28 protein-coding genes and 1 pseudogene are annotated in these 25,721 nt (G+C 63.7%); 20 read left to right on the forward strand and 9 right to left on the reverse strand.

Translation table 11 applies throughout. The features are described 5' to 3' along the window. The first annotated feature begins 6 nt into the window (after positions 1-6). The 3 genes from CK226_RS05890 to CK226_RS05900 all read left to right on the forward strand — a co-directional run bounded on the left by CK226_RS05890 (position 7) and on the right by CK226_RS05900 (position 3,386). Complete coding sequence (locus CK226_RS05890; protein WP_095791304.1) at positions 7-927, forward strand: pirin family protein; 921 nt, start codon at positions 7-9, stop codon at positions 925-927. Between the two features lie 101 nt (positions 928-1,028). Beyond that, a complete protein-coding gene (dxs, locus tag CK226_RS05895; protein ID WP_095791305.1) occupies positions 1,029-2,942 on the forward strand; it encodes a 1-deoxy-D-xylulose-5-phosphate synthase in 1,914 nt (637 codons plus the stop codon). Between the two features lie 150 nt (positions 2,943-3,092). After that, positions 3,093-3,386, forward strand: a complete 294-nt coding sequence (locus tag CK226_RS05900) for a hypothetical protein (protein WP_095786616.1) — start codon at positions 3,093-3,095, stop codon at positions 3,384-3,386. On the opposite strand, the gene CK226_RS05905 is transcribed toward CK226_RS05900, so the two are convergent. After that, a complete protein-coding gene (locus tag CK226_RS05905; protein WP_095791306.1) occupies positions 3,383-3,784 on the reverse strand; it encodes a GFA family protein in 402 nt (133 codons plus the stop codon). The genes CK226_RS05900 and CK226_RS05905 overlap by 4 nt on opposite strands. A gap of 168 nt (positions 3,785-3,952) precedes the next feature. Here CK226_RS05905 and CK226_RS05910 point away from each other — a divergent pair, with 168 nt between their 5' ends. From CK226_RS05910 to CK226_RS05920, 3 genes are all read left to right on the forward strand, one after another. Next, positions 3,953-4,717: a TlyA family RNA methyltransferase gene (locus CK226_RS05910; RefSeq protein WP_095786615.1), complete on the forward strand. Its 765-nt coding sequence runs from the start codon at positions 3,953-3,955 to the stop codon at positions 4,715-4,717. After that, positions 4,714-5,952, forward strand: coding sequence for a class I SAM-dependent RNA methyltransferase (locus CK226_RS05915; RefSeq protein WP_095791307.1), 1,239 nt, complete (start codon positions 4,714-4,716; stop codon positions 5,950-5,952). The genes CK226_RS05910 and CK226_RS05915 overlap by 4 nt, the downstream gene beginning before the upstream one ends. A gap of 151 nt (positions 5,953-6,103) precedes the next feature. Next, positions 6,104-8,665, forward strand: a complete 2,562-nt coding sequence (locus tag CK226_RS05920) for a caspase domain-containing protein (protein WP_348629075.1) — start codon at positions 6,104-6,106, stop codon at positions 8,663-8,665. Between the two features lie 253 nt (positions 8,666-8,918). Here the strand turns inward: CK226_RS05920 and CK226_RS05925 are convergent, their stop codons facing one another. From CK226_RS05925 to CK226_RS05945, 5 genes are all read right to left on the reverse strand, one after another. Next, the gene (locus CK226_RS05925) at positions 8,919-9,680 is read right to left on the reverse strand and encodes a transglutaminase-like cysteine peptidase (protein ID WP_245437684.1); all 762 of its coding nucleotides are present in this window, start codon (positions 9,678-9,680) and stop codon (positions 8,919-8,921) included. A gap of 81 nt (positions 9,681-9,761) precedes the next feature. Continuing rightward, the gene (locus tag CK226_RS05930; protein ID WP_095791309.1) at positions 9,762-10,151 is read right to left on the reverse strand and encodes a type II toxin-antitoxin system VapC family toxin; all 390 of its coding nucleotides are present in this window, start codon (positions 10,149-10,151) and stop codon (positions 9,762-9,764) included. Beyond that, positions 10,138-10,413 carry an AbrB/MazE/SpoVT family DNA-binding domain-containing protein gene (locus CK226_RS05935; RefSeq protein ID WP_095791310.1) on the reverse strand — a complete coding sequence of 92 codons (276 nt, stop codon included), beginning with the start codon at positions 10,411-10,413 and terminating at the stop codon, positions 10,138-10,140. The genes CK226_RS05930 and CK226_RS05935 overlap by 14 nt, the downstream gene beginning before the upstream one ends. Before the next feature lie 74 nt (positions 10,414-10,487). Beyond that, positions 10,488-11,900: a metalloprotease TldD gene (gene tldD / locus CK226_RS05940; protein WP_095791311.1), complete on the reverse strand. Its 1,413-nt coding sequence runs from the start codon at positions 11,898-11,900 to the stop codon at positions 10,488-10,490. Positions 11,901-12,059: 159 nt separating this feature from the next. After that, positions 12,060-12,620: an invasion associated locus B family protein gene (locus tag CK226_RS05945; protein WP_095786609.1), complete on the reverse strand. Its 561-nt coding sequence runs from the start codon at positions 12,618-12,620 to the stop codon at positions 12,060-12,062. A 376-nt stretch (positions 12,621-12,996) separates the two neighbouring features. On the opposite strand from CK226_RS05945, the gene coxB reads away from it, so the two are divergent. From coxB to CK226_RS06010, 13 genes and pseudogenes are all read left to right on the forward strand, one after another. Further along, entirely contained in the window at positions 12,997-13,881 is an 885-nt protein-coding gene (coxB, locus tag CK226_RS05950) for a cytochrome c oxidase subunit II (protein ID WP_095786887.1), read from the forward strand. Positions 13,882-13,920: 39 nt separating this feature from the next. After that, on the forward strand, positions 13,921-15,573 hold the full coding sequence (gene ctaD, locus CK226_RS05955; RefSeq protein WP_095786608.1) for a cytochrome c oxidase subunit I: 1,653 nt from the start codon (positions 13,921-13,923) through the stop codon (positions 15,571-15,573). A 74-nt stretch (positions 15,574-15,647) separates the two neighbouring features. Beyond that, positions 15,648-16,592 (forward strand): heme o synthase, encoded by a 945-nt coding sequence (locus CK226_RS05960; protein ID WP_095791312.1) that lies wholly within the window; start codon positions 15,648-15,650, stop codon positions 16,590-16,592. Then, positions 16,589-16,753 carry a hypothetical protein gene (locus CK226_RS05965; RefSeq protein ID WP_179296350.1) on the forward strand — a complete coding sequence of 55 codons (165 nt, stop codon included), beginning with the start codon at positions 16,589-16,591 and terminating at the stop codon, positions 16,751-16,753. Before CK226_RS05960 ends, CK226_RS05965 begins: the two co-directional genes overlap by 4 nt. After that, a complete protein-coding gene (locus tag CK226_RS05970) occupies positions 16,753-17,385 on the forward strand; it encodes a cytochrome c oxidase assembly protein (RefSeq protein WP_095771028.1) in 633 nt (210 codons plus the stop codon). Before CK226_RS05965 ends, CK226_RS05970 begins: the two co-directional genes overlap by 1 nt. A 1-nt stretch (position 17,386) precedes the next feature. Beyond that, positions 17,387-18,268 carry a cytochrome c oxidase subunit 3 gene (locus CK226_RS05975; RefSeq protein ID WP_095771027.1) on the forward strand — a complete coding sequence of 294 codons (882 nt, stop codon included), beginning with the start codon at positions 17,387-17,389 and terminating at the stop codon, positions 18,266-18,268. 78 nt (positions 18,269-18,346) lie between these two features. Then, positions 18,347-18,484 (forward strand): annotated as a pseudogene (locus CK226_RS36150) (L,D-transpeptidase family protein); the annotation flags it as partial. A 2-nt stretch (positions 18,485-18,486) separates the two neighbouring features. Further along, entirely contained in the window at positions 18,487-18,873 is a 387-nt protein-coding gene (locus CK226_RS05985; protein ID WP_095786606.1) for a DUF983 domain-containing protein, read from the forward strand. Beyond that, a complete protein-coding gene (locus CK226_RS05990) occupies positions 18,870-19,625 on the forward strand; it encodes an SURF1 family protein (RefSeq protein ID WP_179300973.1) in 756 nt (251 codons plus the stop codon). Before CK226_RS05985 ends, CK226_RS05990 begins: the two co-directional genes overlap by 4 nt. Positions 19,626-19,730: 105 nt before the next feature. Then, complete coding sequence (gene ispH / locus CK226_RS05995; protein WP_095771025.1) at positions 19,731-20,741, forward strand: 4-hydroxy-3-methylbut-2-enyl diphosphate reductase; 1,011 nt, start codon at positions 19,731-19,733, stop codon at positions 20,739-20,741. 5 nt (positions 20,742-20,746) lie between these two features. Continuing rightward, on the forward strand, positions 20,747-21,709 hold the full coding sequence (locus tag CK226_RS06000; protein WP_095791313.1) for a homoserine kinase: 963 nt from the start codon (positions 20,747-20,749) through the stop codon (positions 21,707-21,709). Positions 21,710-21,719: 10 nt separating this feature from the next. Then, entirely contained in the window at positions 21,720-22,253 is a 534-nt protein-coding gene (gene rnhA / locus CK226_RS06005) for a ribonuclease HI (protein WP_095786884.1), read from the forward strand. Positions 22,254-22,293: 40 nt separating this feature from the next. Continuing rightward, positions 22,294-22,878, forward strand: a complete 585-nt coding sequence (locus CK226_RS06010; RefSeq protein ID WP_095771023.1) for a histidine phosphatase family protein — start codon at positions 22,294-22,296, stop codon at positions 22,876-22,878. Positions 22,879-22,882: 4 nt separating this feature from the next. Here CK226_RS06010 and CK226_RS06015 read toward each other — a convergent pair whose 3' ends face one another. From CK226_RS06015 to CK226_RS06025, 3 genes are all read right to left on the reverse strand, one after another. Then, positions 22,883-23,359 (reverse strand): DUF2938 domain-containing protein, encoded by a 477-nt coding sequence (locus CK226_RS06015; RefSeq protein WP_095786602.1) that lies wholly within the window; start codon positions 23,357-23,359, stop codon positions 22,883-22,885. Positions 23,360-23,452: 93 nt separating this feature from the next. After that, the gene (locus CK226_RS06020) at positions 23,453-23,935 is read right to left on the reverse strand and encodes a peroxiredoxin (RefSeq protein WP_095791314.1); all 483 of its coding nucleotides are present in this window, start codon (positions 23,933-23,935) and stop codon (positions 23,453-23,455) included. Positions 23,936-24,018: 83 nt separating this feature from the next. Next, entirely contained in the window at positions 24,019-24,825 is an 807-nt protein-coding gene (locus CK226_RS06025; RefSeq protein WP_095791315.1) for a protein-disulfide reductase DsbD domain-containing protein, read from the reverse strand. Between the two features lie 170 nt (positions 24,826-24,995). On the opposite strand from CK226_RS06025, the gene CK226_RS06030 reads away from it, so the two are divergent. Next, entirely contained in the window at positions 24,996-25,604 is a 609-nt protein-coding gene (locus CK226_RS06030; protein ID WP_095791448.1) for a YqgE/AlgH family protein, read from the forward strand. Positions 25,605-25,721 lie beyond the last annotated feature (117 nt).

Raw genomic sequence — 25,721 nt, forward strand, 5'->3', positions numbered from 1 at the left:
GAGTCCATGAGCTTCTTTCCCGGGAATGACCCTGAAGCCGGCGACGCCTTTGCCAGCGACCAGATCGAGTTGATGGTCATCCCGAACGCCAAGGACATTGGCGGCTTCGAGGTGCGTCGCGCGCTGCCGACCGCCAGGCGGCGGCTGGTCGGGCCGTTCATTTTCTTCGATCGCATGGGTCCGGCGATCCTGCGGGCAGGCCAGGCTCTCGATGTCCGTCCTCACCCGCATATCGGCCTGTCGACGGTGACGTATCTGTTCGACGGCAGGATCAGGCATCGGGATTCGCTGGGCACCGAAATGGTGATCCAGCCCGGCGACGTGAATTTGATGACCGCCGGCCGCGGCATCGTGCATTCCGAGCGCACGCCGGAGGAATTGCGCGGCGCGCCGATGTCGATCTCAGGCCTGCAGACATGGCTCGCCTTGCCCGATGGCAAGGAGGAAGTGGCGCCGGTGTTTGAGAACACCGCTGCCTTGCGGCTGCCCGAGATCGATGCCGAAGGCGTCCGCGGCCGCATCGTCATCGGCGATTTCCAGGGGCAGCGCTCCCCGGTAAGGGCCGATTCCGAGACACTTTACGCCGACCTTAGGCTGGCTCCGGGCGCCAGCATAAAGATTCCGGCCGACGCGGAAGAGCGCGCCATCTACACGCTGGAAGGCGAGGTCGCGATTTCGGGCGACGTCTTTCCGGCAGAGCGGCTCCTGGTGTTCCGGCCCGGTGACGAGATCATCATATCGTCGCAAACCGGTGCGCATTTCATGCTTTTCGGCGGCGCCTCGCTCGGCTCGCAGCGCTACATCTGGTGGAATTTCGTCTCCTCGTCGAAGGAGCGCATCGAACAGGCCAAGCAGGAATGGAAGACGGGACGCTTCGATATCGTTCCTGGAGATGAGAAAGAGTTCATCCCGCTGCCGGAAAGCTGAGGAAATCGGCGAGGGGACCTGATAGATCCGCGTCACCGACACGCATTTACTTTCGCCGGCCGGCGGCTTATCCCGCCGTTGAACAGAAAGCCTGAGCTCCCGTGAACGCAACGCCGCATACGCCGCTTCTCGACAAGGTCCGCATCCCGGCGGATCTGCGCGCGCTTGACGAGAGCGAGCTGCCGCAACTGGCATCCGAGCTTCGCCTCGAACTGGTCGACGCCGTGTCGCGCACCGGCGGCCATCTCGGCGCCGGCCTCGGCGTGGTCGAACTGACGGTGGCGCTGCATTATGTCTTCAACACACCGGACGATCGCCTGATCTGGGATGTCGGCCACCAGGCCTATCCGCACAAGATCCTGACCGGCCGCCGCGACCGCATCCGCACGCTGCGCCAGGAAGGCGGCCTGTCCGGCTTCACCCGCCGCGCCGAGAGCGAATACGATCCCTTCGGCGCCGCGCACTCCTCGACATCAATATCGGCCGGCCTTGGCATGGCAGCCGCCCGCGACCTTTCCGGCGGCCGCAACAACGTCATCGCCGTCATCGGCGACGGTGCCATGTCGGCCGGCATGGCCTACGAGGCGATGAACAATGCCGGCGCGCTCGATGCCCGGCTCATCGTCATCCTCAACGACAATGACATGTCGATCGCGCCGCCCACCGGCGCCATGAGCGCCTATCTGGCGCGTCTCGCCTCGGGCAGGGCCTATGCCGGCCTGCGCGACTTCGGCAAGAAGCTGACGTCCTATCTCGGCAAGCGCGCCGATCGTGCGATCACGAGGGCTGTCGAGCATGCGCGCGGCTACGTCACCGGCGGCACGCTGTTCGAGGAGCTCGGCTTCTACCATATCGGCCCGATCGACGGCCACAATCTCGAACATCTCATCCCGGTGCTCAAAAACGTCCGCGACAATGGCGAAGGCCCGGTGCTGATCCATGTCGTCACCCAGAAGGGCAAGGGCTATGCGCCGGCGGAGGCCGCCGCCGACAAGTACCACGGCGTCAACAAGTTCGACGTCATCACCGGCACGCAGGCCAAGGCACCGGCCAACGCACCGGCCTACACCAAGGTGTTCGCCGAAAGCCTGATTGGGGAAGCCCGCGAGGACGACCGCATCGTCGCCGTCACCGCCGCCATGCCGAGCGGCACGGGGCTTGATCTGTTCGGCGAAGTGTTCCCGTCACGGACCTTCGACGTCGGCATTGCCGAACAGCATGCAGTGACCTTCGCCGCCGGTCTCGCGACCGAGGGCTACAAGCCGTTCGCGGCGATCTATTCGACCTTCCTGCAGCGCGCCTACGACCAGGTCGTCCATGACGTCGCCATCCAGAAGCTGCCGGTGCGTTTCCCGATCGACCGCGCCGGCTTCGTCGGCGCCGATGGCGCCACCCATTGCGGCGCGTTCGACACCACTTTCCTGGCGACCTTGCCTGGGTTCGTCGTCATGGCCGCGGCTGACGAGGCGGAACTCCGCCACATGGTGCGCACCGCGGCAAGCTATGATGATGGCCCGATCGCCTTCCGCTATCCGCGCGGCAACGGCGTCGGCGTCGACATGCCGGAGCGCGGCTCGGTGCTCGAACTCGGCAAGGGCCGCATCGTCAGGGAAGGCACAAAGGTGGCGCTGCTGTCGTTCGGCACGCGCTTGCAGGATTGCCTGATCGCCGCCGAGGAACTCGGTGCGGCCGGGCTTTCCACCACCGTTGCCGATGCCCGCTTCGCCAAGCCGCTCGACGAGGATCTGATCCGCCGGCTCGCCCGCTCGCACGAGGTTCTGGTCACGGTGGAGGAGGGCGCCATCGGCGGCTTCGCCAGCCATGTGCTGCAGTTCCTTGCCCATGAAGGACTGCTGGAAAGCGGCCTGAAGGTGCGCCCGCTGGTGCTGCCCGACATATTCACCGACCACGCCAAGCCGGAGAAGATGTATGCCGATGCCGGTCTCGATGCAGCCGGCATCGTGCGCACGGTATTTGTCGCCCTCGGCCATACAGCCCGCGCCCAGCGCGCCTGAATCAAAGTCTCAGGGGCTTCAATCAGTTTGCCGACTTGACGTCTTAACGCATTGTTAACGCTGCCGTTTGGCATTCTGCTTACCGTGTCCCTTGGCCGTTTTTCAACGGCGCCCTGCTAGATCGGTGATCAGGCAGGGAGACAAACAACAATGAGAACGCTTCTGTGCGGCGTGGCGCTTTCAGCGGTCATCGTCGCGCCGGCCGTCGCCGAAACGCGCTATGATCGCAGCCTTGAAAAGGCGGCGATGGGCATCATCGCCGGCAAGATGGGCGATATCCGCGGCGGCTTTTCCTACAAGCAGGTGCCGCAACTGGTCGTCCTGCCGGATCCTGTTCCGCCGCCCGCCACCGCCACCGAGCATCCTGCCGTGCAAGCCTCAGGGGATCGCGACGACGGTTTGTCCCCGGCCATCGAGCGCCAGGTTCCGCGCACCATCTTCTAGAACCACATATCGCGCACGCAACGGCCGTCGCGGGGCAGGTCGTCATATGTGTCGAGGCCATCGAAATGGTCGATGGGCAGATCGGCGACGGCCTCGGGTGGCGCCAGCCGCACATTGACGGCGATGCGCGTTTGGCCAGACGCCTCTGCGCGCAAACCACGCCAGGCGAGCACGCAGGCGCAGGTCGGGCAGAACAGGATTTCGAGCGACGGGCTGTCCTTTCCGGCGCGCGTGTAGCTGCCCATCGGTCCCGAAACGCGGATGCGCTCGTCGACGTAATCATAAGCCCAGAGCACGCCATAGCGCCGGCAAAGCGTGCAGCTGCAGGCGGTGATCGGCCCGGGATCGCCCTCCAGGGTCCAATGGGCTGCACCACAGTGGCAGGTTCCTGTTAGCATCCGTGCCCTCGCATTCGGATAAACGGCGCCCCTCCTCAACATTGTGCCGGGTTGATGCGATACCCGCAAGCGGTGCGGCGGCTTGGTGCGTTCGCTCGCTTTTCGACGATGTTCCTGATCCCGCCCCAATGTCCTTGCCTTCGCTGCCAGCTTTCGCCATGAAGGCCGATGAACTCGCCTCCCCCAGCCAGCACCCGCCAGCGGCTCGACGACTTGCTCGTCCAGCGCGGGCTGTTTGCCAGCCGCTCGCGTGCCCGCGACGCGGTCGAGCGTGGCACGGTGATGGTTGACGGCGTCCTTGCCCGCAAACCCGGCCAGAACGTTTCGCCGCAATGCCTTGTTGCCATCGATGATCCGGCGCAAGGCTATGTCTCGCGCGCGGCGCTGAAGCTCCTCGGCGGGCTCGATCACTTCAGCCTCGATCCGGCCGGCCGCGAGGCCCTCGACATCGGCGCCTCGACCGGCGGCTTCACCCAGGTGCTGCTGGAGCGTGGTGCCTCCCACGTCACCGCCATCGACGTCGGGCACGGCCAGATGCATCCCGATGTCGGCAAGGACCCGCGCGTGACGGTCATCGAGGGACTGAATGCCCGTGACCTCACCGCCGCGGATCTTGCCGGCCGCATTCCGGATTTCATCGTCTCCGACGTCAGCTTCATCTCGCTGAGATTGGCACTGCCGCCGGCGCTCGCCGTCGCGAAGCCTGGTGCTGCCGCGGTCTTTCTGGTCAAGCCGCAATTCGAAGCGGGTCGCGAGGCGATCGGCAAGGGCGGCCTGTTGAAAGACCCCTTCGATGCCGCCCGTGTCGCCGGCCTGTTGCAGGATTGGCTGGACGCCGTTCCGGGCTGGCGTTCGCTCGGCCTGCATCTGTCGCCGATCGAAGGCGGCGACGGCAATCGCGAATTCCTGCTTGGTGGGATCAAGGATCGATGAGCGCGCGCTTCACCATAAAAAAGCTTGGCGCACAGGGTGACGGCATTGCCGAAACCGAAAGCGGCGACCTGTTCATCCCCTTCACGCTGCCCGGCGAGACCGTCACCGCCGCGCGCGAACGGGATCGTGCCGCGCTGATGGCGGTGCTGGAGGCCTCGCCGCTGCGCATCGAACCCGCCTGCCGCCATTTCACCGAATGCGGCGGCTGCGCCCTCCAGCATTTCGAGGCCGAAGCCTATCGCCAGTGGAAACGCGACAAGGTGGTGTACGCCCTGAAGGGCATCGATTGCGGCATCGACGAACTGGTCGCCTGCGCGCCGCACACGCGCCGCCGTGTCGTGCTCGCCGCCCGGCGCGCCGAGACGGGCATGCTGCTCGGCTTCAACCGTCACCTCTCGCCGGAAATCATTGCCATATCGGAATGCCCGATCTCGCTGCCCGAGATCGTCGCAGCACTCGACCGGTTGAGGGCGCTCGCCGACTTGATATGCGCGACCACCAAATCGTTCCGGATGGCGGTCACCGTGACGGGTTCGGGCCTCGACGTCGCTGTGCATGAGTCCGGCAAGCTTGGCGAGCACCAGCGCCGCATCGCTTCCAACTTTGTCCTGGCGCAAGGCTTTGCCAGGCTGTCCATCGATGACGAGATCATCATCGAACCGAGGAAGCCCGTGGTCATGTTCGGCAGCGTCGCTGTCGCCGTGCCGCCCGGCGCCTTCCTGCAGGCGACCGAGGCCGCCGAGCAGGCCATGGCCGAGATCGTCGGCTCACATCTGAAGCGCGCCAAGAAGGTCGCCGATCTTTTCGCCGGTTGCGGCAGCTTTGCCTTGCGGTTGGCCGCGAAGTCGGAAGTTCATGCGGTGGAGGGCGATGCGGCGGCCCTTTCGGCGCTCGACCGGGGGGCACGATTCGCGACCGGCCTGAAGCGGGTGACGGCCGAGCGCCGCGACCTGTTCCGCCGGCCGCTGACGTTCAAGGAGTTGAACGCCTTCGACGGCCTTGTCTTCGATCCGCCGCGTGCCGGCGCCGAGGACCAGTCGAAGCATATCGCCCGCTCGGATGTTCCCTACGTTGCCGCGGTGTCCTGCAATCCCGTGACGCTGGCTCGCGACCTGCGCATCCTCATCGACGGCGGCTACACCCTGAAAAGCGTGACGCCGATCGACCAGTTCCTGTGGTCGTCCCATGTCGAGGCTGTCGCCCTGCTGGAAAAGCCCAGGAAAAGGCGCGGCTGACGTCGGCCCGTGATCACGTTTCGTTGAGACCAGCCACTTCAGCCGCTCCCGGCCCAAAGCGGACGGATTGACGCCGCAAAGCCGCCTTCTTGTACCAGCCTAGTCTGGCTGGGGCGGAAGCATAGGCACACTCACCTGACGGATGATCGTAATGCGGACGGTCTCGAAACTTCTCGCTTTCTTCCTTGCCCTCGCCATTTTCGCGTTCGGGTCGACGGCAGCGGCGCTGGCGCAAAGCCAAAAGCGCCTTGCCTTCGTCATCGGCAACGCCGCCTATCCGGCGGGCGCGCTGACGACGCCGGCCAACGATGCCGGCCTGATTGCCCAGACTTTGCAAGCGGCGGGGTTCGACGTGGTCGGCGCGCGCGACGTCGACCAGGAATCGCTGCGCGGCGCCTATCGCGATTTCCTCGCCAAGGTGACGGCAGCCGGTCCCGACGCGGTGGTGTTTGTCTATCTGGCCGGCCAGGGCCTGCAGTTCGAGGGCGAGAACTACTTCGCGCCCGTCGATGCTCAGATCGCCAATGCTGCGGACGTGCCGATGGCCGCGGTGCGGATCTCCGACCTCACCAAGCCGCTTGCAGCGCTGCCGACCACGGTCAACATCGTCGTGCTCGACGCGGCGCGGCCAAACTCCTTCGCCAAGTCGAACCAGCCGCTGGCTGGCGGCCTTGCACTGGTCGATCCCGACCCGAACATGCTGATCGCCTTCAACGCCGCTCCGGGCACGGTCGCGCCGGAAGGCAAAGGACCCTACGGCGCTTATGCGCAGGCGCTTGCCGAGATGATCAGGGATGGCGGCCTGCAGCTCGGTGATGTCTTCGACCGCACGCGCCTGCGCGTGAACGAGGTGACGCAGGGTGCGGAATTGCCCTGGAACGCCTCCAAGATCACGGAGCCTTTCGTCTTCTTCGACCGCGGGCCGGATGCCCCGCCGCAGCAGATGTCGTCAGCCGAGGTGGGCGCCATGCGGACCAAGGAAATCCGCGACTTCGATGCGCATGATGCCTATATCGCGGCTCTCGATCGCGACACGATGCGTGGCTACGAGGATTTTCTGGTCGCCTATCCCCACGATCCGATGGCCAGGCGGGTGCGCGCGATCCTGGCGGCGCGGCGCGAGGCGATCACCTGGCGCCAGACCTGGCTGAGGGACACGCCCGAAGCCTATTGGTCCTATCTCGATCGCTATCCGCACGGTCCGCACGCCTGGGACGCAAGGCGCAGGCTTGAGCATTTCGATGCCGCGCTCGAACCGCCGCAGGGTTTTGCCGTCTACGCCTACGACGTGCCGCCGCCACCGCCCGATGAGATCGTCTATGTCGACCGGCCCGTGCTCTATTTCGACGACCCGGAATTCGATTTCGCGCCACCGCCACCCGTGGCGGTCATCTTCCTGCCGCCGCGGCCGCGAGACTTCATTGAACTGGCACCACCGCCGCCGCCGGTCGGAATCTTCCTTCTGCCGACGCCTGTTTTCGTACCGGTGCCCGCCTGGGTGAACCCGCCGCGTGACATCTACCCGCCGCCGAACGACGTCATCTTCAACAACATCCACAACACCACCATCATCAACAACACGACGATCAACGAGAACAACAACCAGGGTGGTGGCCTCACCACCGGCCAGAAACTGACTGCTGGCGCCGTGGGCCTGGGTGCGGCGGCGCTGGCAACGAAGGTGGCGTTGCCGGCTTTCCTGCAGAAAAAGGAAACCGTGCTGTCCAAGCAGAACCCGGGCGGCCTCCCGCTGAAGCCGCGGCAGGGTGGCCAGCAGCCGGGCGGTGTCACGCCGCTGTCGAAGACATTGCCCGCCAACAAGCTGACGGGTCATGCCTTGCCCGGCGCCGACGGCAAGACGCTGCCGCTCGTCAATGGCAAGCCGGTGCTGAATGGACAGAACCTGCCCAACAACCCGAATCTGCCTAAGCAGAACCCGGGCGGCATCCCGCTGAAGCCGGGGCAGGGCGGCCAGCAGCCGGGCGGTGTCACGCCGCTGTCGAAGACATTGCCTGCCAAGAAGCTGACGGGTCATGCCTTGCCCGGCGCCGACGGCAAGATGCTCCCACTCGTCAATGGCAAGCCGGTGCTCAATGGACAGAACCTGCCCAACAACCCGAACCTGCCCAAGAACAAGTCCGGCAAGCTCCTGAACAAGCAGGCCACGGCCGGTGGAAGCGCCGTGACCGGCAACCCGGTGGCGAATGGGCAAAACGGCGCCAACGGCCAGGGCAACGGGCAAGGCCAGAACGGTACCGGCAAGAATGCCAAGTTGCGCAAGATTCCGGGCGCCAACGGCACGTCTGCGGCGAATGGGATGAACAGCCCATCGGCGTTCAATGGCCAGAATTCAGGCCAGAACCCACCCAACGGCAAGTTCAAGAAGGCTCACAATCAAGGCGGCGGCCAGCTGAACGGCCAGGCCAATGGGCAAGGCAATGGTGGGGCCCAGGTCAATGGCAATGGGCCGAAATTCCACAGTTTGCCTGCCAACGGAAACAGTGGTGGCAGTGTCCAGCAGAAATTCAAGGTCAACAACGGCAACACGCAGCTGAAGGTGCAGGCTCAGCCTAAGGCGCAGAGACCGGAGTTCCACGCCCAGCCTAAGCAGCAAATGCAGCAGCAGCGGCCGGCACAGCCAAGGCCGCCCCAGCCGCCGGCCGGCAAGCAGCCGTCTTGCGGGCACCCCAATGAGCCCGCTTGCAAGAAATAGCACATGTCGGCCAGAGGTGGTTCGGCTTGGGTCGGGACATGCATGAGACAAAGGCTTGAAACGCGTCGCTGGTCGCGGCGTCTGCCATCACGCCGGAGAAGACCGCGATCTCCAAGCAATGTTCCGCACTCGCGCACGCCAAGAAGCTGCACGGCAAGACGCGCGAGCCCGGACGGTCGCGGAATCCACCATCCCGAGCGCTGAAAACGCGTCGACAGTCTGTGGCGCTTGGACCGCTGCGGTGAAAGGTTGCTCAGTCTACGAGCTTGGCAACGTTCGTGAGGGTCTGCGGCGTGCCGCCTCGCCGGTTGATCGACACCCAGATATTCGGGTTCTGCTGCGACTGGCGTTTCACGAAGTAGTAGCCGGTCACGTTCCAGGGCCTGATTTCGTCGATCAGATTGTCGAGGACCAGATCGCCCTTGTCGGTTTTCACCGTCAGGATGGTGTGGCCTTCATTGTCGAGGTCGTGCACCACGGTCATCAGCAGCGCCTGCCGGGGAAATCCCGCCTCCATGAGAAGCTTGCGCTTGTAGAGCGCGTAGATCTTGCAGTCGCCCTTGCCGTCAACCGGATAGTCCCAGTGGTCCATCATCGTGCCCCAGTGATCGAAATTGCTGACCGGTTTGATGGAACTGTTCGCCTTCTGATTTATCCGCTTGAGGATGCGCAGGGTCTGCGCGGTCAGCTTGACGTTCGTGGCCGGCAGTGCGGGCACCTTGCACTCTTTTGGTCGGCGATGGCAGAAATCGACCCACCCGTAGGGGAGGCTGGTGGGGCCGCCAACCGCGGCGGAGAGTGAGGCGCCCGAGGATGATTGCGTCTTCCCGAACAATGTCGACTGCTTGGGCACGGTGGATTGCGCTGACGCCGAACCGACATTCAGCGACGTTGCGCCAAACAGCGAAACACAGCCAAGCAGGAAGGAGGAAGTCAGGACGCCGAGGGAACGCAGCACTGGCAACACCACCGCACGAGAGGACCGATCAAAAGTAATGTGGCGATCGTGCTCGATCAATTAAACATTTAAGAAGGCGTTAACATGTTCGTGTTCGTGGCGCGCAACGCGGCGTGGCGCACTTCGCCACGCATCGCGCTATGCTTCTTGCACGTCCCCGAGCCCCGCTGCCTGCGCGGCCCTGATCAATTTGCGGTCGAAGGTCGCAATTCCCGTGCAATGCGCGGACTTGCGGAGGTGCAGCGCATCTGCGAAATCCACTCCGGTCTCGACCAGATCGAGCGCGGAAGAGACAATTGCCGCGTCTTCGATTTCAACCGTGGGAAGACCGCCGAACGCCCGCAAAGCTCTGACGATAGCGGCCTGATCATAGCCGTAAGCGCTTCGCAGCACCCATTCGGCTTCCAGCATGACCGTCACGGCGACAAATACGGGTCGGTCATCGATCACGCGGCGGGCGCGCGGGGATTGCTCGGGATAGTCGTTCGTCAGGTACCGAACGACGACATTGGTATCAATCGCGAGCATGCCGCCGCCGTGCTTCGGCGAGAACGCCCGCATCCATGTCTTCAAGCGTCCTCGGCCTGCCGTTATGAGGCAGCAAACCAAAGACGTCTTGAGGCCGGGTAGCGGCGAAGGCAGGTGCCGACTTGAAGAGAACGCCTTCAGGCGTGTCTTCGACCGCCAGCCGAGTGCCGGCGCCCCACTCCTTGCGTTTGCGGATGGCGCTCGGCAGGATCACTTGCCCCTTGGTTGAGACGGTGGTGGTAAGCTTTTCGGAGCCGGCCATTGTCGCTTGCCTCAATGTAAGACAAACGTAAGATAGTCGGAAGTGACGCTGATTTCACGGCTATAAGGTCACCATCAAACCCTGGTGCCGCCCACCGTCATCTGGTTCATCCTCAGATGCGGCTGGCCGACGCCGACCGGCACGCCCTGTCCGGCCTTGCCACACATGCCGATGCCATTGTCGAGCTTCATGTCGTTGCCTACCATCGAGACGCGGTGCATGGCGTCCGGCCCATTGCCGATCAGCATCGCGCCCTTGATCGGCTGCGTCACCTTGCCGTTCTCGATCATGTAGGCCTCGGTGCAGCCGAACACGAATTTGCCCGACGTGATGTCGACCTGGCCGCCGCCGAAGGAGACGGCGTAGATGCCGTTCTTGACCGAGGCGATGATCTCGTCCGGCTCCATTTCGCCTGACGTCATGTAGGTGTTGGTCATGCGCGGCATCGGCTGGTGCGCATAACCTTCGCGCCGGCCGTTGCCGGTGGCCTTCATGCCCATCAACCGGGCGTTTTGCCGGTCCTGCATGTAGCCGACCAGTTTGCCGTCCTCGATCAGCACATTGCGGGCCGAAGGCGTGCCCTCATCATCGACGGTGAGCGAGCCGCGCCGCTCCGGGATGGTGCCGTCGTCGACGACGGTGACGCCCTTGGCAGCGACCTGCTGGCCCAGCAGCCCGGCGAAGGCCGACGTCTTCTTGCGGTTGAAATCGCCTTCCAGCCCGTGCCCGACGGCCTCGTGCAGCATGACGCCCGGCCAGCCGCTGGACAGCACGATGTCGAAGGTGCCGGCCGGGGCGGGGATGGCCTCGAGATTGACCAGCGCCTGCCTCAGCGCTTCCTTGGCGGCATGCTTCCAGCTGTCCTCGATCAGGAAGTCGCCGAATGCCTTGCGTCCGCCCATGCCGTAGGAGCCGCTTTCCTGGCGGTCGCCGTCGCCGACCACGACCGAGACGTTGATACGGACCAGCGGCCTGATATCGCGCACCACCTGGCCGTCGGCGCGCACGATCTCGACATGCTGCCAGGATGCGGCGAGCGAGGCCGTCACCTGGCGCACGCGTGGGTCCTCGGCGCGCAGCCAGGCGTCGATTTCCTGCAGCAGCTTTGCCTTGGCCTCGAAGGAGGGCGAGGGGATCGGGTTCTCGTCGCCGTAGAGATGGCGGTTGGTGCGGGCGGGCCCGGCGGCAAGCGTACCGGAGTAACCACCCTTGACCGTCGAGACGGCAGCGGCCGCGCGCAGCAGCGAGGCTTCGGAGAGGTCGCTCGAATGTGCGTAGCCGCTGGCTTCACCCGCGACCGCACGCAGGCCAAAACCCTGGTCGGTGTTGAAATTGGCGGTCTTCAGCCGGCCATTGTCGAACATCAGCGCCTCGCTCTCGCTGTATTCGAGAAACAGTTCGCCGTCATCGGCGCCGTTGATGGTATCGGCGACGATCCGCTTGATGCGATCGTCGGAAATATCGAATTGGCCGATCAGGCTGTTCATGGCGCGTCCGTCCGTGGGAAGATTGCTTTCCCCCGATGTAGGCGCGAAGCCGCGCCCGCACAATCGGCAATGAGGATCAGCGTCGACGAATGGCAACGGCCGGCCCATGCGGCATTCACGAAAGCTGAGTCAGAACCCGGTTCCGCGCAAAGCACGCGATCAGGGGAGGGCGGCGAAGCCGTCGGCAAAACCCTTGAGGTCGACGGGGATGCCGATGCCTTCTTCAGGCGTCTGGAAGACGATGAACGTCGCCGACGTACCGGTCTTCAACGTGTCGAGCAGCGGCTTTTCGAGGATGACCTCGGCATAGCAGCCGTCCTGGAAGCAGCGCACGAAATAGGCGCGGCCGATGTCCTTGCCGTCGACATTGAGGCCGAGCCCGTTCGGCAAAAGCACGCCGAGCGGCGCCAGCACGCGCAGGATCTCGGCCTTGTTGTCGGCGGTGCGCAGCACGACCACCGACAGCCCCATCTCCGGACGGTCCTCGGCGACGACATTCTGCATCATCACGCATTGTTCGGAGGTGGCGCCGGCAGGCGTGTCGCAGATGATCGACCATGCGCCATGCGTCGAGCGCACCGTGCCGCTCGGCTGGGCGGCATTGGCCTGACCGGCGACGAACAGGCTGGCCGCGGACAGGGCGGCAAGAAACATGGCCTTGACCAAGATGCTCGAAAGCCCCGGTCTCGTATGCCCCAGTCTCGAAAGCCAAGAGTTCATGACGGCTCCATTGCGAATCACGGCACTTTAAGCCGCGCCAATGCCAAGTAAAGGACGAGACCGCTGCCGAACTGTCCCGAAACAGGCACTCCAGCGCTTTTCCCTGCCAAATTCGCCTGAATTACGACGCATCGCGCACCTTGCCAACATGAGCCGGGCAACCGGCCGAACATACGCGATTCGCCGCCATCGCCGCTGCCCCGGAAGAGCCGTCTCGGCTTGCGCGCAAAAATGCCGCACAGTTTCCTCCGCTCCTTTCTTGCGGAGGGAAAAAGAGTATGGTTTGAACCAGCTTGAGACTGTCGGGATTCCCGTCCCGGCATTGTTCGTTATTCTCGTTGGCGCCGCCGCGAGGGACTGGGAGACGAAGAGGGCGATGAGAAATTTCCTAGCAGACGCCAAGTTTCTAGCCAGTGCTGGGGCTGCCACCGCGCTTTTCGCCGGTACGTCCGCCCATGCCGATCAGCCCGTGGCGTGGGAGACGACCTTCCAGGCGCCGGCGACCGACATGATGCGGCAGATCGAATGGTTCGGAAATTATACGATGTGGTTCATCGTCCCGATCACCATTCTGGTGCTGCTTCTCCTCGCCTACTGCATCGTCAGGTTCCGCGCGAGCGCAAACCCGGTTCCCTCCAAGACCAGCCACAACACGCTGATCGAGGTGATCTGGACCGTCGGCCCGGTCGTGGTCCTGCTCTGCCTCGCCATTCCCTCGTTCCAGCTCCTGACCGCGCAGTACACTCCGCCGGAAGAAGCCAAGCTCACCGTCAAGGCGACCGGCAACCAGTGGAACTGGGATTACGAATACCAGACCGACAACACGCTCTCCTTCAATTCGGCCATCCTCCAGGATGGCGATCGCGCCAAGGCCGGCAAGGAGGATCGCAAGGTCTATCCGCGCCTGCTCGCCGTCGACAATGAGCTGGTGGTGCCGGTCAACACGATGACCCGCGTTCTCGTCACCGCGACTGACGTGATCCACTCCTTCGCCATGCCGTCCTTCGGCATCAAGATCGACGCCATTCCGGGGCGCACCAACGAGACCTGGTTCAAGGCGGAGAAGGAAGGTCTTTATTACGGCCAGTGCTCGCAGCTTTGCGGCAAGGACCACGCCTTCATGCCGATCGCCATCCGCGTCGTCTCCGACGCGCAGTTCAAGACCTGGCTGGCTGCGGCCAAGACCGATCTGCCCGGCGCCAACAAGACGCTGATGGCCGAGGTCGATGGCCAGAACAAGGTAGCGGCCGCCGGCAATTGAATGCCGCGGGTTAGCAAGATTTAGGGAACGGAGCGGAACATGGCAGACGCTGCAGCTCACGACAGCCACGACCACAAGCCTTATCATGGCTGGGTGCGCTGGGTCTATTCGACCAACCACAAGGACATCGGCACGCTCTACCTGATCTTCGCGATCATGGCCGGCATCATCGGCGGCGCGCTATCGGTCGCCATCCGCATGGAGCTGCAGGAGCCTGGCATCCAGATCTTCAGCGGTCTGGCCCAGATGGTCTACGGCATGAACGGCGACGCCGCGGTCGACGGCGGCAAGAGCATGTACAATGCCTTTGCCACCGCGCATGCGCTGATCATGATCTTCTTCATGGTCATGCCGGCGCTGATCGGCGGCTTCGCCAACTGGATGGTGCCGATCATGATCGGCGCGCCCGACATGGCGTTCCCGCGCATGAACAACATCTCCTTCTGGCTGCTGCCGCCGGCCTTCATCCTGCTGCTCACCTCGATGTTCGTGCCGAGCGCGCCGGGCGCCTTCGGCGTCGGCGGCGGCTGGACGCTCTATCCGCCGTTGTCGACCTCGGGTCAGCCCGGACCGGCCATGGATCTGGCGATCCTGTCGATCCACATCGCCGGTGCCTCGTCGATCCTCGGCGCCATCAACTTCATCACAACCATCTTCAACATGCGCGCTCCGGGCATGACGCTGCACAAGATGCCGCTGTTCGCCTGGTCGGTACTGGTCACCGCCTTCCTGCTGCTGTTGTCCCTGCCGGTCCTGGCCGGCGGCATCACCATGCTGCTCACCGACCGCAATTTCGGCACCACCTTCTTTGCGCCCGATGGCGGCGGCGATCCGCTGCTGTTCCAGCACCTGTTCTGGTTCTTCGGTCACCCGGAAGTGTACATCCTGATCCTGCCGGGCTTCGGCATCATCAGCCACATCGTCTCGACTTTCTCGAAGAAGCCGGTGTTCGGTTATCTCGGCATGGCCTACGCCATGGTCGCGATCGGCGCCGTCGGCTTCATCGTCTGGGCGCACCACATGTATACGACCGGCCTGTCGCTGGACACGCAGCGCTATTTCGTCTTCGCCACCATGGTCATCGCGGTGCCGACGGGCGTTAAGATCTTCTCCTGGATCGCCACGATGTGGGGCGGGTCGATCTCGTTCAAGACGCCGATGCTGTGGGCGCTGGGCTTCATCTTCCTGTTCACCATCGGTGGCGTCACCGGCGTTCAGCTGGCCAATGCCGGCCTCGACCGCTCGCTGCACGACACCTATTTCGTCATCGCCCACTTCCACTACGTGCTGTCGCTGGGCGCGGTGTTCGCCATCTTCGCCGGCTGGTACTACTGGTTCCCCAAGATGACCGGCTACATGTATTCGCCCGTCATCGCCAACACCCACTTCTGGGTCACCTTCGTCGGCGTCAACCTGATCTTTTTCCCGCAGCATTTCCTTGGCCTGGCCGGCATGCCGCGCCGCACCATCGACTATCCGGACGCGTTTGCCGGCTGGAACTATGTCTCGTCGATCGGCTCCTACATCTCGGCCGTCGGTGTGGTGATCTTCCTCTACTGCGTGTTCGAAGCCTTCCAGAAGAAGCGGATCGCCGGTGCCAACCCATGGGGCGAGGGCGCCACCACGCTGGAATGGCAGCTGCCTTCGCCGCCGCCGTTCCACCAGTGGGAGCAGTTGCCGAAGATCAAGTAAGGCGGCTCCCGCCCGAATACGAAACCGCCGGCACGCCGGCGGTTTCGGCCAACGGAATGATGGACTGAGTACGCATGGCCCTAGTCGACCAAACCAGCATTGACGAAGCGGGCTTCCGCATGTCGGAAGCGACGGCGGGCGATTTCTTCGCCCTGCTGAAGCCGCGCGTCATGTCGCTGGTGGTGTTCACCGCCTTTGTCGGGCTGGTCGCCGCCCCGGTGACCATCAACCCGCTGCTGGCGGTGATCGCCATCCTGTCCATCGCCATTGGGGCCGGCGCCTCGGGCGCGCTCAACATGTGGTACGACGCCGACATCGACGCGGTGATGACCAGGACCGCAAGCCGTCCAGTGCCGTCCGGCCGCATCCAGCCGCACGAGGCGCTCAGCTTCGGCCTGGTGCTGTCGGTGCTGTCGGTGATGACGCTCGGCGTGCTGGTCAACTGGCTGTCGGCGACGCTGCTGGCCTTCACCATCTTCTTCTATGCCGTCGTCTACACGATGTGGCTGAAGCGCTGGACCCCGCAGAACATCGTCATAGGCGGCGCGGCCGGCGCCATTCCGCCGGTCATCGGCTGGGCGGCGGTGACCGGATCGGTCAGCCTGGAGAGCATCGTCCTGTTCCTGATCATCTTCCTTTGGACGCCGCCGCATTTCTGGGCGCTCGCGCTGTTCAAGTCCGGGGATTATGAGCGTGCCGGCGTCCCGATGATGCCCAATGTCGCCGGCCACGCTTCGACCCGCCGTCAGATCTTCGCCTATGCGCTGGTGCTGGCCCCGGTCGGCGTGGCGCCGTGGCTGCTCGGCTATACGACGCCTTTCTATGGCATAGCCGCCATCCTGCTTGGTATTGGCTTCGTCTGGTACGCCTGGAAAGTGCTCGGCATGACCGATGGCGACCGCATCATGAAGCCGGCCAAGGCGCTGTTTGCCTATTCGCTCCTTTATCTCTTCGCCATCTTCGCTGCCTATCTGGCCGACAGCGTTGTCGAACGCGCGCTTGCCATGGGTGGGGCATGATCATGGTCGAGGAAAAGCTCGAGACGGTCACCTTGACCGAGCGTCAGAGGAAGGCCCAGCGCAGCCGGTCCATCGCCATAGGCGTGGCGCTGGCGGTGCTGGTCGTCATTTTCTACATCGCCACGATCGTCAAGTTCGGCCACAATCTGGGCACGATGTGATGAGCGTCGAGACGTCCAAAAAGCCGGCCGGCAAGAACAGCAACCGCATCGTCGCGGCTGTCTGCCTTGCCTTCTTCACCGGCATGATCGGCATGGCCTATGCCGCCGTGCCGCTCTACAAGATGTTCTGCCAGGCGACCGGCTATGGCGGCACGACGCAACGTGTCGAGAAGCAATATGCCGGCCGTGTGCTCGATCGTGAGATCACCGTGCGCTTCGATGCCAACATTGCCGGCGTGCCGTGGGAATTCCAGCCGGTCCAGCGCTCGATGACGATGAAGATCGGCGAGACCGTGCAGGCGCATTATCAGGCGACCAACAAGTTCGATCGCGCCGTAACCGGCCGCGCCACCTTCAACGTGCAGCCGGAACTGGCGGGCCCGTATTTCAACAAGGTCGAGTGTTTCTGCTTCACCGATACGTCGCTGAAGCCGGGCGAGACGCTGGACATGCCGGTCCTGTTCTACGTGGACCCCGATATCGTGAATGTGCCGGAACTGAAGGACGTGAAGACGATCACGCTGTCCTATACGATGTTCCCGGTCGAGAAGAACAAGCCGGTTGCCTCTTCGGAGCCGGTCCAAGGCACTAGCAAGACAATTTCAGATACCGAAGCAAATCTCGGGGGTTGATATGGCAGACGCGCACGCAAAACCACAGCATGACTATCATCTCGTCAACCCGAGCCCATGGCCTTTCCTGGGCTCGATCGGGGCGCTCGTCATGGCCTTCGGCGGTGTCTGCCTCATGGAGTATTTGAAGGGCGGCTCCTTCCCGATCTTCGGCCACAACATCGCCAATCCGTGGCTGTTCTTCATCGGCCTGGTGATCGTGCTCTACACCATGTTCGCCTGGTGGTCGGACACGATCAAGGAAGCGCATGAGGGTCATCACACGCGCGTCGTGTCGCTGCATCTGCGCTACGGCATGATCATGTTCATCGCCTCGGAGGTGATGTTCTTCGTTGCCTGGTTCTGGGCCTATTTCGATGCCAGCCTTTTTGCAGGCGAGGTGCAGAACTATGCGCGCCACACATTTACCGGTGGTGTCTGGCCGCCGAAGGGCATGGAGGTTCTCGATCCCTTCCACCTGCCGCTCTACAACACCATCATCCTGCTCCTGTCGGGCACCACGGTCACCTGGGCGCACCATTCGCTGATCCATGGCGATCGCAAGGGCCTTGTCAACGGCCTGGTGCTGACCGTCGGCCTCGGCATGCTGTTCACCATGGTGCAGGCCTATGAGTACATACACGCTCCGTTCGGCTTCAAGGATTCCATCTACGGCGCTACCTTCTTCATGGCGACCGGCTTCCACGGCTTCCATGTCATCATCGGCACCATCTTCCTGCTGGTTTGCCTGATCCGCGCGATGAAGGGCGATTTCACCCCCAAGCAGCATTTCGGCTTCGAGGCGGCTGCCTGGTACTGGCACTTCGTCGACGTGGTCTGGCTGTTCCTGTTCTCGGCGATCTATGTCTGGGGATCGGCTGGTGCGGTGATCGAAGGCCACTGATCCGGCCTTTGCGATTTGGATTTCAGGGAGGGCGGCCGCGGCGACGTGGCCGCCTTCTTCTTTTCGGCGCAATGATTGCCGAATGGTGTCGGCTGATGGGGCTGGCTGCTTCAATTGGTCGACTGGACTGATGGCTGCATTGCCGTTACGGACTCCGACATGGACGAAATCTGGGCATTGGCGGCCGATGGGACACCGATAGAGATCGAGCGGTAGCGATGAGTGAAGACAAGGCGATCTGGCCTCCGATCGAACCGATTTCGGCCGGCCTGCACGGCCGCTGCCCGCGCTGCGGCGAAGGGCGGCTGTTTTCCGGTTTCCTCACCGTCGGCAAGCGCTGCGTCAATTGCGGCCTCGATTATTCCTTCGCCGATGCGGGCGATGGACCGGCGGTCTTCGTCATCCTGATCATCGGCTTCATCATCGTCGGCCTGGCGCTCTGGGTCGAGGTGACGCTGAGCCCGCCGCTTTGGCTGCATCTGCTGGTCTGGATCCCGCTGGCCCTGGTGCTGTGCCTGACGGCGCTGCGGCTGATCAAGGGTGTGCTGCTGACCCTGCAATACCGCAACAAGGCGGCCGAAGGCCGGCTGGACCGCGGCGAATGAGCGAAGCAACCATCAAAGGTGGCGGCCGTTCGCGGTCACGATCGGCATTGCTGCTCGGCCTTGGTCTGGTGCTGCTTTTGATCCTGCTGGCGCTCGGCACCTGGCAAGTCCAGCGCCTGCACTGGAAGGAAGGTCTCCTGCAGACCATCGACCAGCGCACGCATTCGGCGCCGCTGCCGCTGGCCGAAGTCGAGAAGGAATTCGCCTCGACCGGCGACGTCGACTACACGCCGGTCACGGTCTCCGGCACGTTCCTGCATTCGGGCGAACGACATTTCTACGCGACCTGGGAAGGTGACGCCGGCTTCAACGTCTACACGCCGCTTGCCCTCGACGATGGCCGCTTCGTGCTGATCAATCGTGGTTTCATACCCTATGATCTGAAAGACCCGGCCAAGCGCGCCAAGGGGCAGATCCCAGGCAAGGTGGCCATCACCGGGCTTGCCCGCAATCCGCTGCCCGCAAAGCCGTCGATGATGCTTCCCGACAATGACGTGGCGAAGAACATCTTCTACTGGAAGGACCGCGACGCCATGGCGGCGAGCGCCGGCCTGCCGGCCGGGTTCACGCTGGTGCCGATCTTCATCGATGCCGACAAGACGCCGAATCCCGGCGGTCTGCCGATCGGCGGCGTCACCATCATCGACCTGCCGAACAGTCATCTGCAATATGCTGTCACCTGGTATGGGCTTGCCGCGGCACTTGCCGCAGTGCTCATCCTGCGGCTTCGCCTTCCCGCGAAAGAAGAATGACCACGCGCGATGCCCCCTTTCTACCGACGCCCCCTTTCTACCGACGCCCTTGACAGGGCAGGGCTAGGCACCTCATTTCGGCGCTGACGAACCGGCCAGGATTTAATGCATAAGACAACCAACAAGCCTCCGCTGACGATCCGGCTCTGCCAGCCGCGCGGTTTCTGCGCCGGCGTTGACCGTGCCATCCAGATCGTTGTGCTGGCGCTGAAGAAATACGGCGCACCGGTCTATGTCCGCCACGAGATCGTGCACAACCGTTACGTTGTCGAAGGGCTGCAGAGCCTTGGCGCCGTCTTCATCGAAGAACTCTCCGAGATCCCGGCCGAACACCGGCAGTCGCCGGTCGTCTTCTCGGCGCATGGCGTGCCGAAATCGGTGCCGGCGGACGCGCAGGCGCGCAATCTGTTCTATCTCGACGCTACCTGCCCGCTGGTCTCCAAGGTCCACAAACAGGCGATGCGCCATCAGCGGCTTGGCCGCCATGTGCTGTTGATCGGTCACGCCGGGCACCCCGAGGTGATCGGCACGATGGGGCAATTGCCGGAGGGCGCTGTCACGCTGGTCGAGACCGAGGCCGATGCCGCCAGGCTCGTGCCCGCCGATCCGAAGGCGCTTGGCTTCGTCACCCAGACCACGCTGTCGGTCGAGGACACCGCCGGCATCATCCGTGCGTTGCGGGAGCGCTTTCCCGATCTGCAGGCGCCGGCGGCGGAATCGATCTGCTACGCCACCACCAACCGCCAGGAGGCGGTCAAGGACACCGCCCCGGGCGCTGATCTCTATCTGATCGTCGGCGCTCCCAATTCCTCCAATTCGCGGCGCCTTGTCGAAGTGGCCGAGCGTGCCGGCGCCACAATGTCGCTTCTCGTGCAGCGCGCCGCCGAAATTCCGTGGAATGACATCGGCACCATTTCAACGCTTGGCCTGTCGGCCGGGGCATCGGCGCCGGAGATCATCGTCGACGAGATCGTCGACGCGTTCCGCCAGCGTTTCGATGTCACCATCGACCTGGCCATCACGGCCACCGAAACAGAGGATTTTCCGGTCATGCGGGTATTGCGCGATGTCGAACTGACGCCGGCCGACATGGCCTTCGTCAATGGGGCCGCGTAAGGCAGATGGCGGTCTATACCGACGTTGCGGAGGGCGAACTCGGCGCTTTCCTGAAGCACTATCCGGTCGGCGATCTGCTGTCCTACAAGGGCATCGCCGAAGGCACTGAAAACTCCAACTTCCTGCTGCACACCTCCAGCGGCTCCTACATACTGACGCTCTATGAGAAGCGGGTCGAGAAGGCGGATCTGCCGTTTTTCCTCGGGCTGATGGGCCATCTCGCCCACAAGGGCGTGTCTTGCCCGCTGCCGGTGACCGCGCATGACGGCAGCGTCATTGGCACGCTGGCCGGCCGGCCGGCGGTCATCATCACCTTTCTCGAAGGGCTTTCGCTGCGGCGGCCGACGGCGACGCACTGCGCCGAGGTCGGCAAGGCGCTGGCCGCCTTGCACCTGGCCGGCGCCGATTTTCCGATGACCCGCCCGAATGCGCTCGCCATCGACGGTTGGCGCAAGCTGTGGAACGCGGCCCGCGACCGGGCCGACGAGGTCGAGCCAGGCCTGGCGGCCGAGGTCGACGCCGACTTCGCCGATTTCGAGCGCAACTGGCCCAAAGGCCTTCCGGCAGGCATCATCCATGCCGATCTTTTTCCGGACAACGTCTTCTTCCTGGGCGAAAAACTGTCCGGCCTGATCGACTTCTATTTCGCCTGTGACGACCTCTACGCCTACGACGTTGCCACCTGCCTCAACGCCTGGTGTTTCGAGAAGGATTTCTCCTTCAATCTCACCAAGGGCAAGGCACTGCTCGCCGGCTATCAGAGCGTGCGACCGCTGAGCGAAGAGGAAAAGGCGGCACTGCCCATGCTGGCTCGCGGTTCGGCGCTGCGTTTCATGCTGACCCGGCTCTACGACTGGCTGACCGTTCCCGATGGCGGCCTGGTCATGAAACGCGACCCGACCGAATATATCAGGCGGATGCGGTTCCATCGGGCGATCAAATCTGCTTCGGAATATGGATTGGCCTGATATGGGTGTCATGAGCAAACAGGTTGAAATCTTCACCGACGGCGCCTGTTCGGGCAATCCCGGCCCTGGTGGCTGGGGTGCCATCCTGCGCTTCAACGGCACCACCAAGGAGCTTTCCGGTGGCGAGGCCGAAACGACTAACAACCGCATGGAGTTGTTGGCGGCCATATCGGCGCTGAATGCGCTGAAGGAACCCTGCACGGTCGAGCTTCACACCGACAGCAAATATGTCATGGACGGCATTTCCAAATGGATCCATGGCTGGAAGAAGAACGGCTGGAAGACCGCCGACAAGAAGCCGGTCAAGAACGGTGAGCTGTGGCAGGCGCTGGATGAAGCCAACCGACGCCACAAGGTCACCTGGAACTGGGTGAAGGGCCATGCCGGCCACACCGAGAACGAGCGCGCCGACGAGCTCGCGCGGGAAGGCATGGCGCCGTTCAAGAAGGGCTCCTTCAAGCCGGCAGTATCAGCGCCGAAGCCGGATGCCCAGCCGAAGCAGCCGATGGCCGCGAGGGCGCGTCGGTCGACCCAGAGCTATTGAGTTCCGGCAGCCGGTCCACTTTCAGGCAGGAACCTCGATCGTGCCGATCCTCTACTATGTCACGCATCCCCAGGTTCAGATTGATGCCGCCATTCCCGTGCCGGAATGGGGGCTGTCCGACGTCGGGCGGGCGAGAGCCGTTGCCATGCTCGATCAGCCATGGGTCGGTGCAGTCCGGCGCATCGTGTCGTCGGGCGAACGCAAGGCAATAGAAACGGCCGAAATCCTGGCAAGCCATCGCCGCCTTGCGGTCGAGGTCAGGGAGCGGACGCATGAGAATGACCGGTCCGCGACCGGCTTCCTGCCGCCGCCGGAGTTCGAAGCGGTCGCCGACCAGTTCTTCGCCCACCCGCGCGAAAGCATTCGCGGGTGGGAGCGGGCCATCGATGCTCAGAACCGTATCGTGAGCGAGGTCGCGGTCGTGCTCGACGGCAATGACGCCGATGACATTGCGTTTGTGGGCCATGGAGGCGTTGGAACGCTCCTGCTGCTGTCTCTTAGCGGGCGGGAGATCAGCCGCGAGGCGGACCAACCGGCCGGCGGCGGCAACTATTTTGCCTACGATATCGGCGCCCGCCGCGTCATCCATGGATGGCGGCCGATCGACAGGCTGGAACAGCCCTAGACTCTCAGCGTATCAGCAGCGCCGTTCCCCAAAGTCCGAGCGCGAAGACCGTGTGCGCCACCAGGTTCAGCGCCCGGATCCGCATCGGATTGGGCCGCCTCGAGGCTGCCCATCCGGCACCCATGCCGGGCGCCAGCAGGAACCAGCCGGCGCCGACGGTGACGATCCCAAGGATAAAGGCCGGCAGGAAGGTCGGCGCGGCAAGCCAGTCCGTTCCAGCCAGCACTACCAGGATGATGGCGTAGACGATGCCGACGAAATAGTGAAACGCCCAGCCCAGCGCCACTTCGTGCGCGTAGGCTGCCGCGTCGCCGATATCATCGTGAAAGACCTTGTCGGTGAGATGCCAGACCCAGCGACCGACCGGTCCCCAGTTCGGCCGTGGCTGGCCAAACGCCTTGTGGAGCAGGATGGCCCAGAGATCCATCAGCACCGTGGCGCCGATGCCGATCACGACGGCGCGCCAGAAGACGTCAAACATCCTTGGGATCCCCCCGAAAGCCGGCAGTTCTGGGGTGCAAGCGGTCCTCGGGCGAGGTCAGCCTTGCGGCCCGCCCGACGCGACCGTTGAAGCCTAGAGCTGTCCGAGAATATGAGCCGCGCCCGACTCGTCGACGCCGGGCTTGGTCTCGACATTGATCGCGGTGACCTTGTCGTCGTCGACGATCATCGAAAACCGCTTCGAGCGCAGGCCCATGCCGGCGGCGGAAAGGTCGTTGTCGAGGCCGACCGCCTTGGCGAAATCGCCGCTGCCGTCGGCGAGGAACAGGATCTTGCCCTCACCGCCGGTGAAGCGCGCCCAGGCGCCCATGACATGGACGTCGTTGACTGACACGACGGCGATGGTGTCGACGCCGCGGGCCAGGATGGCGTCATGGTTTTCGAGATAGCCGGGCAGATGGTTGTTGCTGCAGGTCGGCGTGAAGGCGCCGGGAACACCGAACAGGACCACTTTCTTGCCCGGAAAAATCTCGGCTGAGGTGATCGTCTTGGCGCCGTCGTCGGTCATCGTCTTGAACGTTACCTCGGGCAGCTTGTCGCCGACGGAAATGGTCATGAGTTCCTCGCTTGGGGAATGGGAAGGATGCATGCTTGCGTAGCGAACTCGGCGGCGTCCTGCAACCGTTCGGGCAAGCTGGATCAAGGGAAAGGCAGCAGCCCTTCGACGGCACCGGCCGAGCTCGTCAGCGTGTAGTGAAGTCCGCCATCCGTTGGCGTTGCCGAGGGGCGGTCGAGGATCGGCACGGTGAAGATCAGCTTGCCGTCCTTTTCGCTGCGGGAAGGAGCGCCGAACATGTAATCCCGCTCGCCGGCGACGAAGAAATCCGCCGCGTCGGGGTCACCGGGAAAACTCGCCTCGACAACCAGCGTCTCATGATCGCCCGGCAGGACATTGATGCCGAAATCCGATCTCGCGGGCGCCGGCAACGCCGCGAAACTGGCCTTCACCAGCGCTGCATCGTCCGCATTGTCGGGGTCGGAACCAGGGTCGACCGTCAGCCGGGTCTGCACCGGTATGCAGATCGTTTCGCAAATGCCGAGGAAGACGTCGGCGTCGATGACGGCCGAATCCTTCGCTGCCGACAATTTGAACACCACCGGCAGCGAAACCGGATAGTTGTAGCCTGCCCATTTGCCATAACCATCGTCGTGGCGTTGCGGTGCCGGAAACGAGAGTGTGGCATCGGCAATATTGGTGCTGGCCGAAACATTGAGCTGCGGCGGCACGCCGGCGTCGCCCGGATCACGCCAATAGGTCTTCCAGCCCGGCTTGAGCGCGATGTCGAGAACGCCCTGGATGCGGCCGGCCTCGTCGGGTTTGCCTGATGTCACCAGCCGCACCTTGCCGCCTTCGCTGTTGTACCAGGCGGACGAGGAGGCGGTGGCGGGGAGAACGCTCGCCGACCCGATGGCGGTGCCGAGCAGCAGGATTTTCAAGCTTTGCATGGCGGTGATTTGATCGTCCGTTCGTGGCGGTGCAATGATTTCGTGGCCCTGCCGCCATCATATTTGCGTGACCCATGGTGGCAAGCCGTGGCGGCCTGGCACCATGGGCTTTGGTCGAATCCGGCGCGGCGCATCTTTTCGGCGCCCGGGAAACACGGTACCCTCCTGCCATGGATTTGTTGCGCCACAAAAAGACAGCTGCTGGACGCGGCTTTCTCGACGATCAGTTCCTGATTGCCATGCCTGGCATGAAGGACGACCGTTTCACGCGCTCGGTCATCTACATCTGCGCGCACAGCGACGAAGGCGCGATGGGCCTGATCATCAACCAGACACAGCAGATGCTGTTTCCGGATCTGTTGGTGCAGCTCGGCATCATGAACGAGCAGGAGGCGATCCGCCTGCCGGCGCAGGCGCGCGATTTCGTCGTGCGCAATGGCGGGCCTGTCGATCGCAGCCGGGGGTTCGTCCTGCATTCTGGCGACTACCGCGTGGAATCGTCGCTGACCGTTTCCGACGACATCTGCCTGACCGCGACGGTCGATATATTGCGCGCCATATCCTCGGGCCGCGGCCCGCGTCACGCGCTGATGGCGCTCGGCTATTCCGGATGGGGCGCCGGCCAACTGGAAACCGAGATCGCCGAGAATGGCTGGCTGACCTGTCAGGCCAGTCCCGAACTTCTCTTCGACGCCGACATCGAGCGCAAATACGATCGCATCCTCGCCTCGATCGGCATCGATCTCGCCCATCTCAGCCTGGCCGCAGGACACGCCTGAGCGCTTTTGCTGCCCGGGTCCTGTGGCTGGAAGCGGCGCAGCAGGACCAATGCATCGTAAACGCAGCAGTGCCATACGACGGCGCGCCGGAACTGTTCAGCCTGGAAGCGCGTAGAC

Source organism: Mesorhizobium sp. WSM4311, from assembly GCF_002295115.1.
In the GTDB taxonomy this organism is placed as follows: Bacteria; Pseudomonadota; Alphaproteobacteria; order Rhizobiales; family Rhizobiaceae; genus Mesorhizobium.

Excerpts from the sequence above, each read along its gene's own strand:
- CK226_RS05975 (WP_095771027.1), top strand. The coding sequence starts at position 17,387 with ATGGCAGACGCGCACGCAAAACCACAGCATGACTATCATCTCGTCAAC.
- CK226_RS05965 (WP_179296350.1), top strand. The coding sequence starts at position 16,589 with ATGATCATGGTCGAGGAAAAGCTCGAGACGGTCACCTTGACCGAGCGT.
- CK226_RS06030 (WP_095791448.1), top strand. The coding sequence starts at position 24,996 with ATGGATTTGTTGCGCCACAAAAAGACAGCTGCTGGACGCGGCTTTCTC.
- CK226_RS06015 (WP_095786602.1), bottom strand. The coding sequence starts at position 23,359 with ATGTTTGACGTCTTCTGGCGCGCCGTCGTGATCGGCATCGGCGCCACG.
- CK226_RS05920 (WP_348629075.1), top strand. The coding sequence starts at position 6,104 with ATGCGGACGGTCTCGAAACTTCTCGCTTTCTTCCTTGCCCTCGCCATT.
- CK226_RS05905 (WP_095791306.1), bottom strand. The coding sequence starts at position 3,784 with ATGCTAACAGGAACCTGCCACTGTGGTGCAGCCCATTGGACCCTGGAG.
- CK226_RS05900 (WP_095786616.1), top strand. The coding sequence starts at position 3,093 with ATGAGAACGCTTCTGTGCGGCGTGGCGCTTTCAGCGGTCATCGTCGCG.
- coxB (WP_095786887.1), top strand. The coding sequence starts at position 12,997 with ATGAGAAATTTCCTAGCAGACGCCAAGTTTCTAGCCAGTGCTGGGGCT.
- CK226_RS05935 (WP_095791310.1), bottom strand. The coding sequence starts at position 10,413 with ATGGCCGGCTCCGAAAAGCTTACCACCACCGTCTCAACCAAGGGGCAA.
- CK226_RS05990 (WP_179300973.1), top strand. The coding sequence starts at position 18,870 with ATGAGCGAAGCAACCATCAAAGGTGGCGGCCGTTCGCGGTCACGATCG.
- CK226_RS05915 (WP_095791307.1), top strand. The coding sequence starts at position 4,714 with ATGAGCGCGCGCTTCACCATAAAAAAGCTTGGCGCACAGGGTGACGGC.
- CK226_RS06000 (WP_095791313.1), top strand. The coding sequence starts at position 20,747 with ATGGCGGTCTATACCGACGTTGCGGAGGGCGAACTCGGCGCTTTCCTG.
- tldD (WP_095791311.1), bottom strand. The coding sequence starts at position 11,900 with ATGAACAGCCTGATCGGCCAATTCGATATTTCCGACGATCGCATCAAG.
- CK226_RS05970 (WP_095771028.1), top strand. The coding sequence starts at position 16,753 with ATGAGCGTCGAGACGTCCAAAAAGCCGGCCGGCAAGAACAGCAACCGC.
- ctaD (WP_095786608.1), top strand. The coding sequence starts at position 13,921 with ATGGCAGACGCTGCAGCTCACGACAGCCACGACCACAAGCCTTATCAT.
- CK226_RS05930 (WP_095791309.1), bottom strand. The coding sequence starts at position 10,151 with ATGCTCGCGATTGATACCAATGTCGTCGTTCGGTACCTGACGAACGAC.
- CK226_RS05910 (WP_095786615.1), top strand. The coding sequence starts at position 3,953 with ATGAACTCGCCTCCCCCAGCCAGCACCCGCCAGCGGCTCGACGACTTG.
- CK226_RS05945 (WP_095786609.1), bottom strand. The coding sequence starts at position 12,620 with ATGAACTCTTGGCTTTCGAGACTGGGGCATACGAGACCGGGGCTTTCG.
- rnhA (WP_095786884.1), top strand. The coding sequence starts at position 21,720 with ATGAGCAAACAGGTTGAAATCTTCACCGACGGCGCCTGTTCGGGCAAT.
- CK226_RS05985 (WP_095786606.1), top strand. The coding sequence starts at position 18,487 with ATGAGTGAAGACAAGGCGATCTGGCCTCCGATCGAACCGATTTCGGCC.
- CK226_RS05960 (WP_095791312.1), top strand. The coding sequence starts at position 15,648 with ATGGCCCTAGTCGACCAAACCAGCATTGACGAAGCGGGCTTCCGCATG.
- CK226_RS06020 (WP_095791314.1), bottom strand. The coding sequence starts at position 23,935 with ATGACCATTTCCGTCGGCGACAAGCTGCCCGAGGTAACGTTCAAGACG.
- CK226_RS06025 (WP_095791315.1), bottom strand. The coding sequence starts at position 24,825 with ATGCAAAGCTTGAAAATCCTGCTGCTCGGCACCGCCATCGGGTCGGCG.
- CK226_RS05890 (WP_095791304.1), top strand. The coding sequence starts at position 7 with ATGAGCTTCTTTCCCGGGAATGACCCTGAAGCCGGCGACGCCTTTGCC.
- ispH (WP_095771025.1), top strand. The coding sequence starts at position 19,731 with ATGCATAAGACAACCAACAAGCCTCCGCTGACGATCCGGCTCTGCCAG.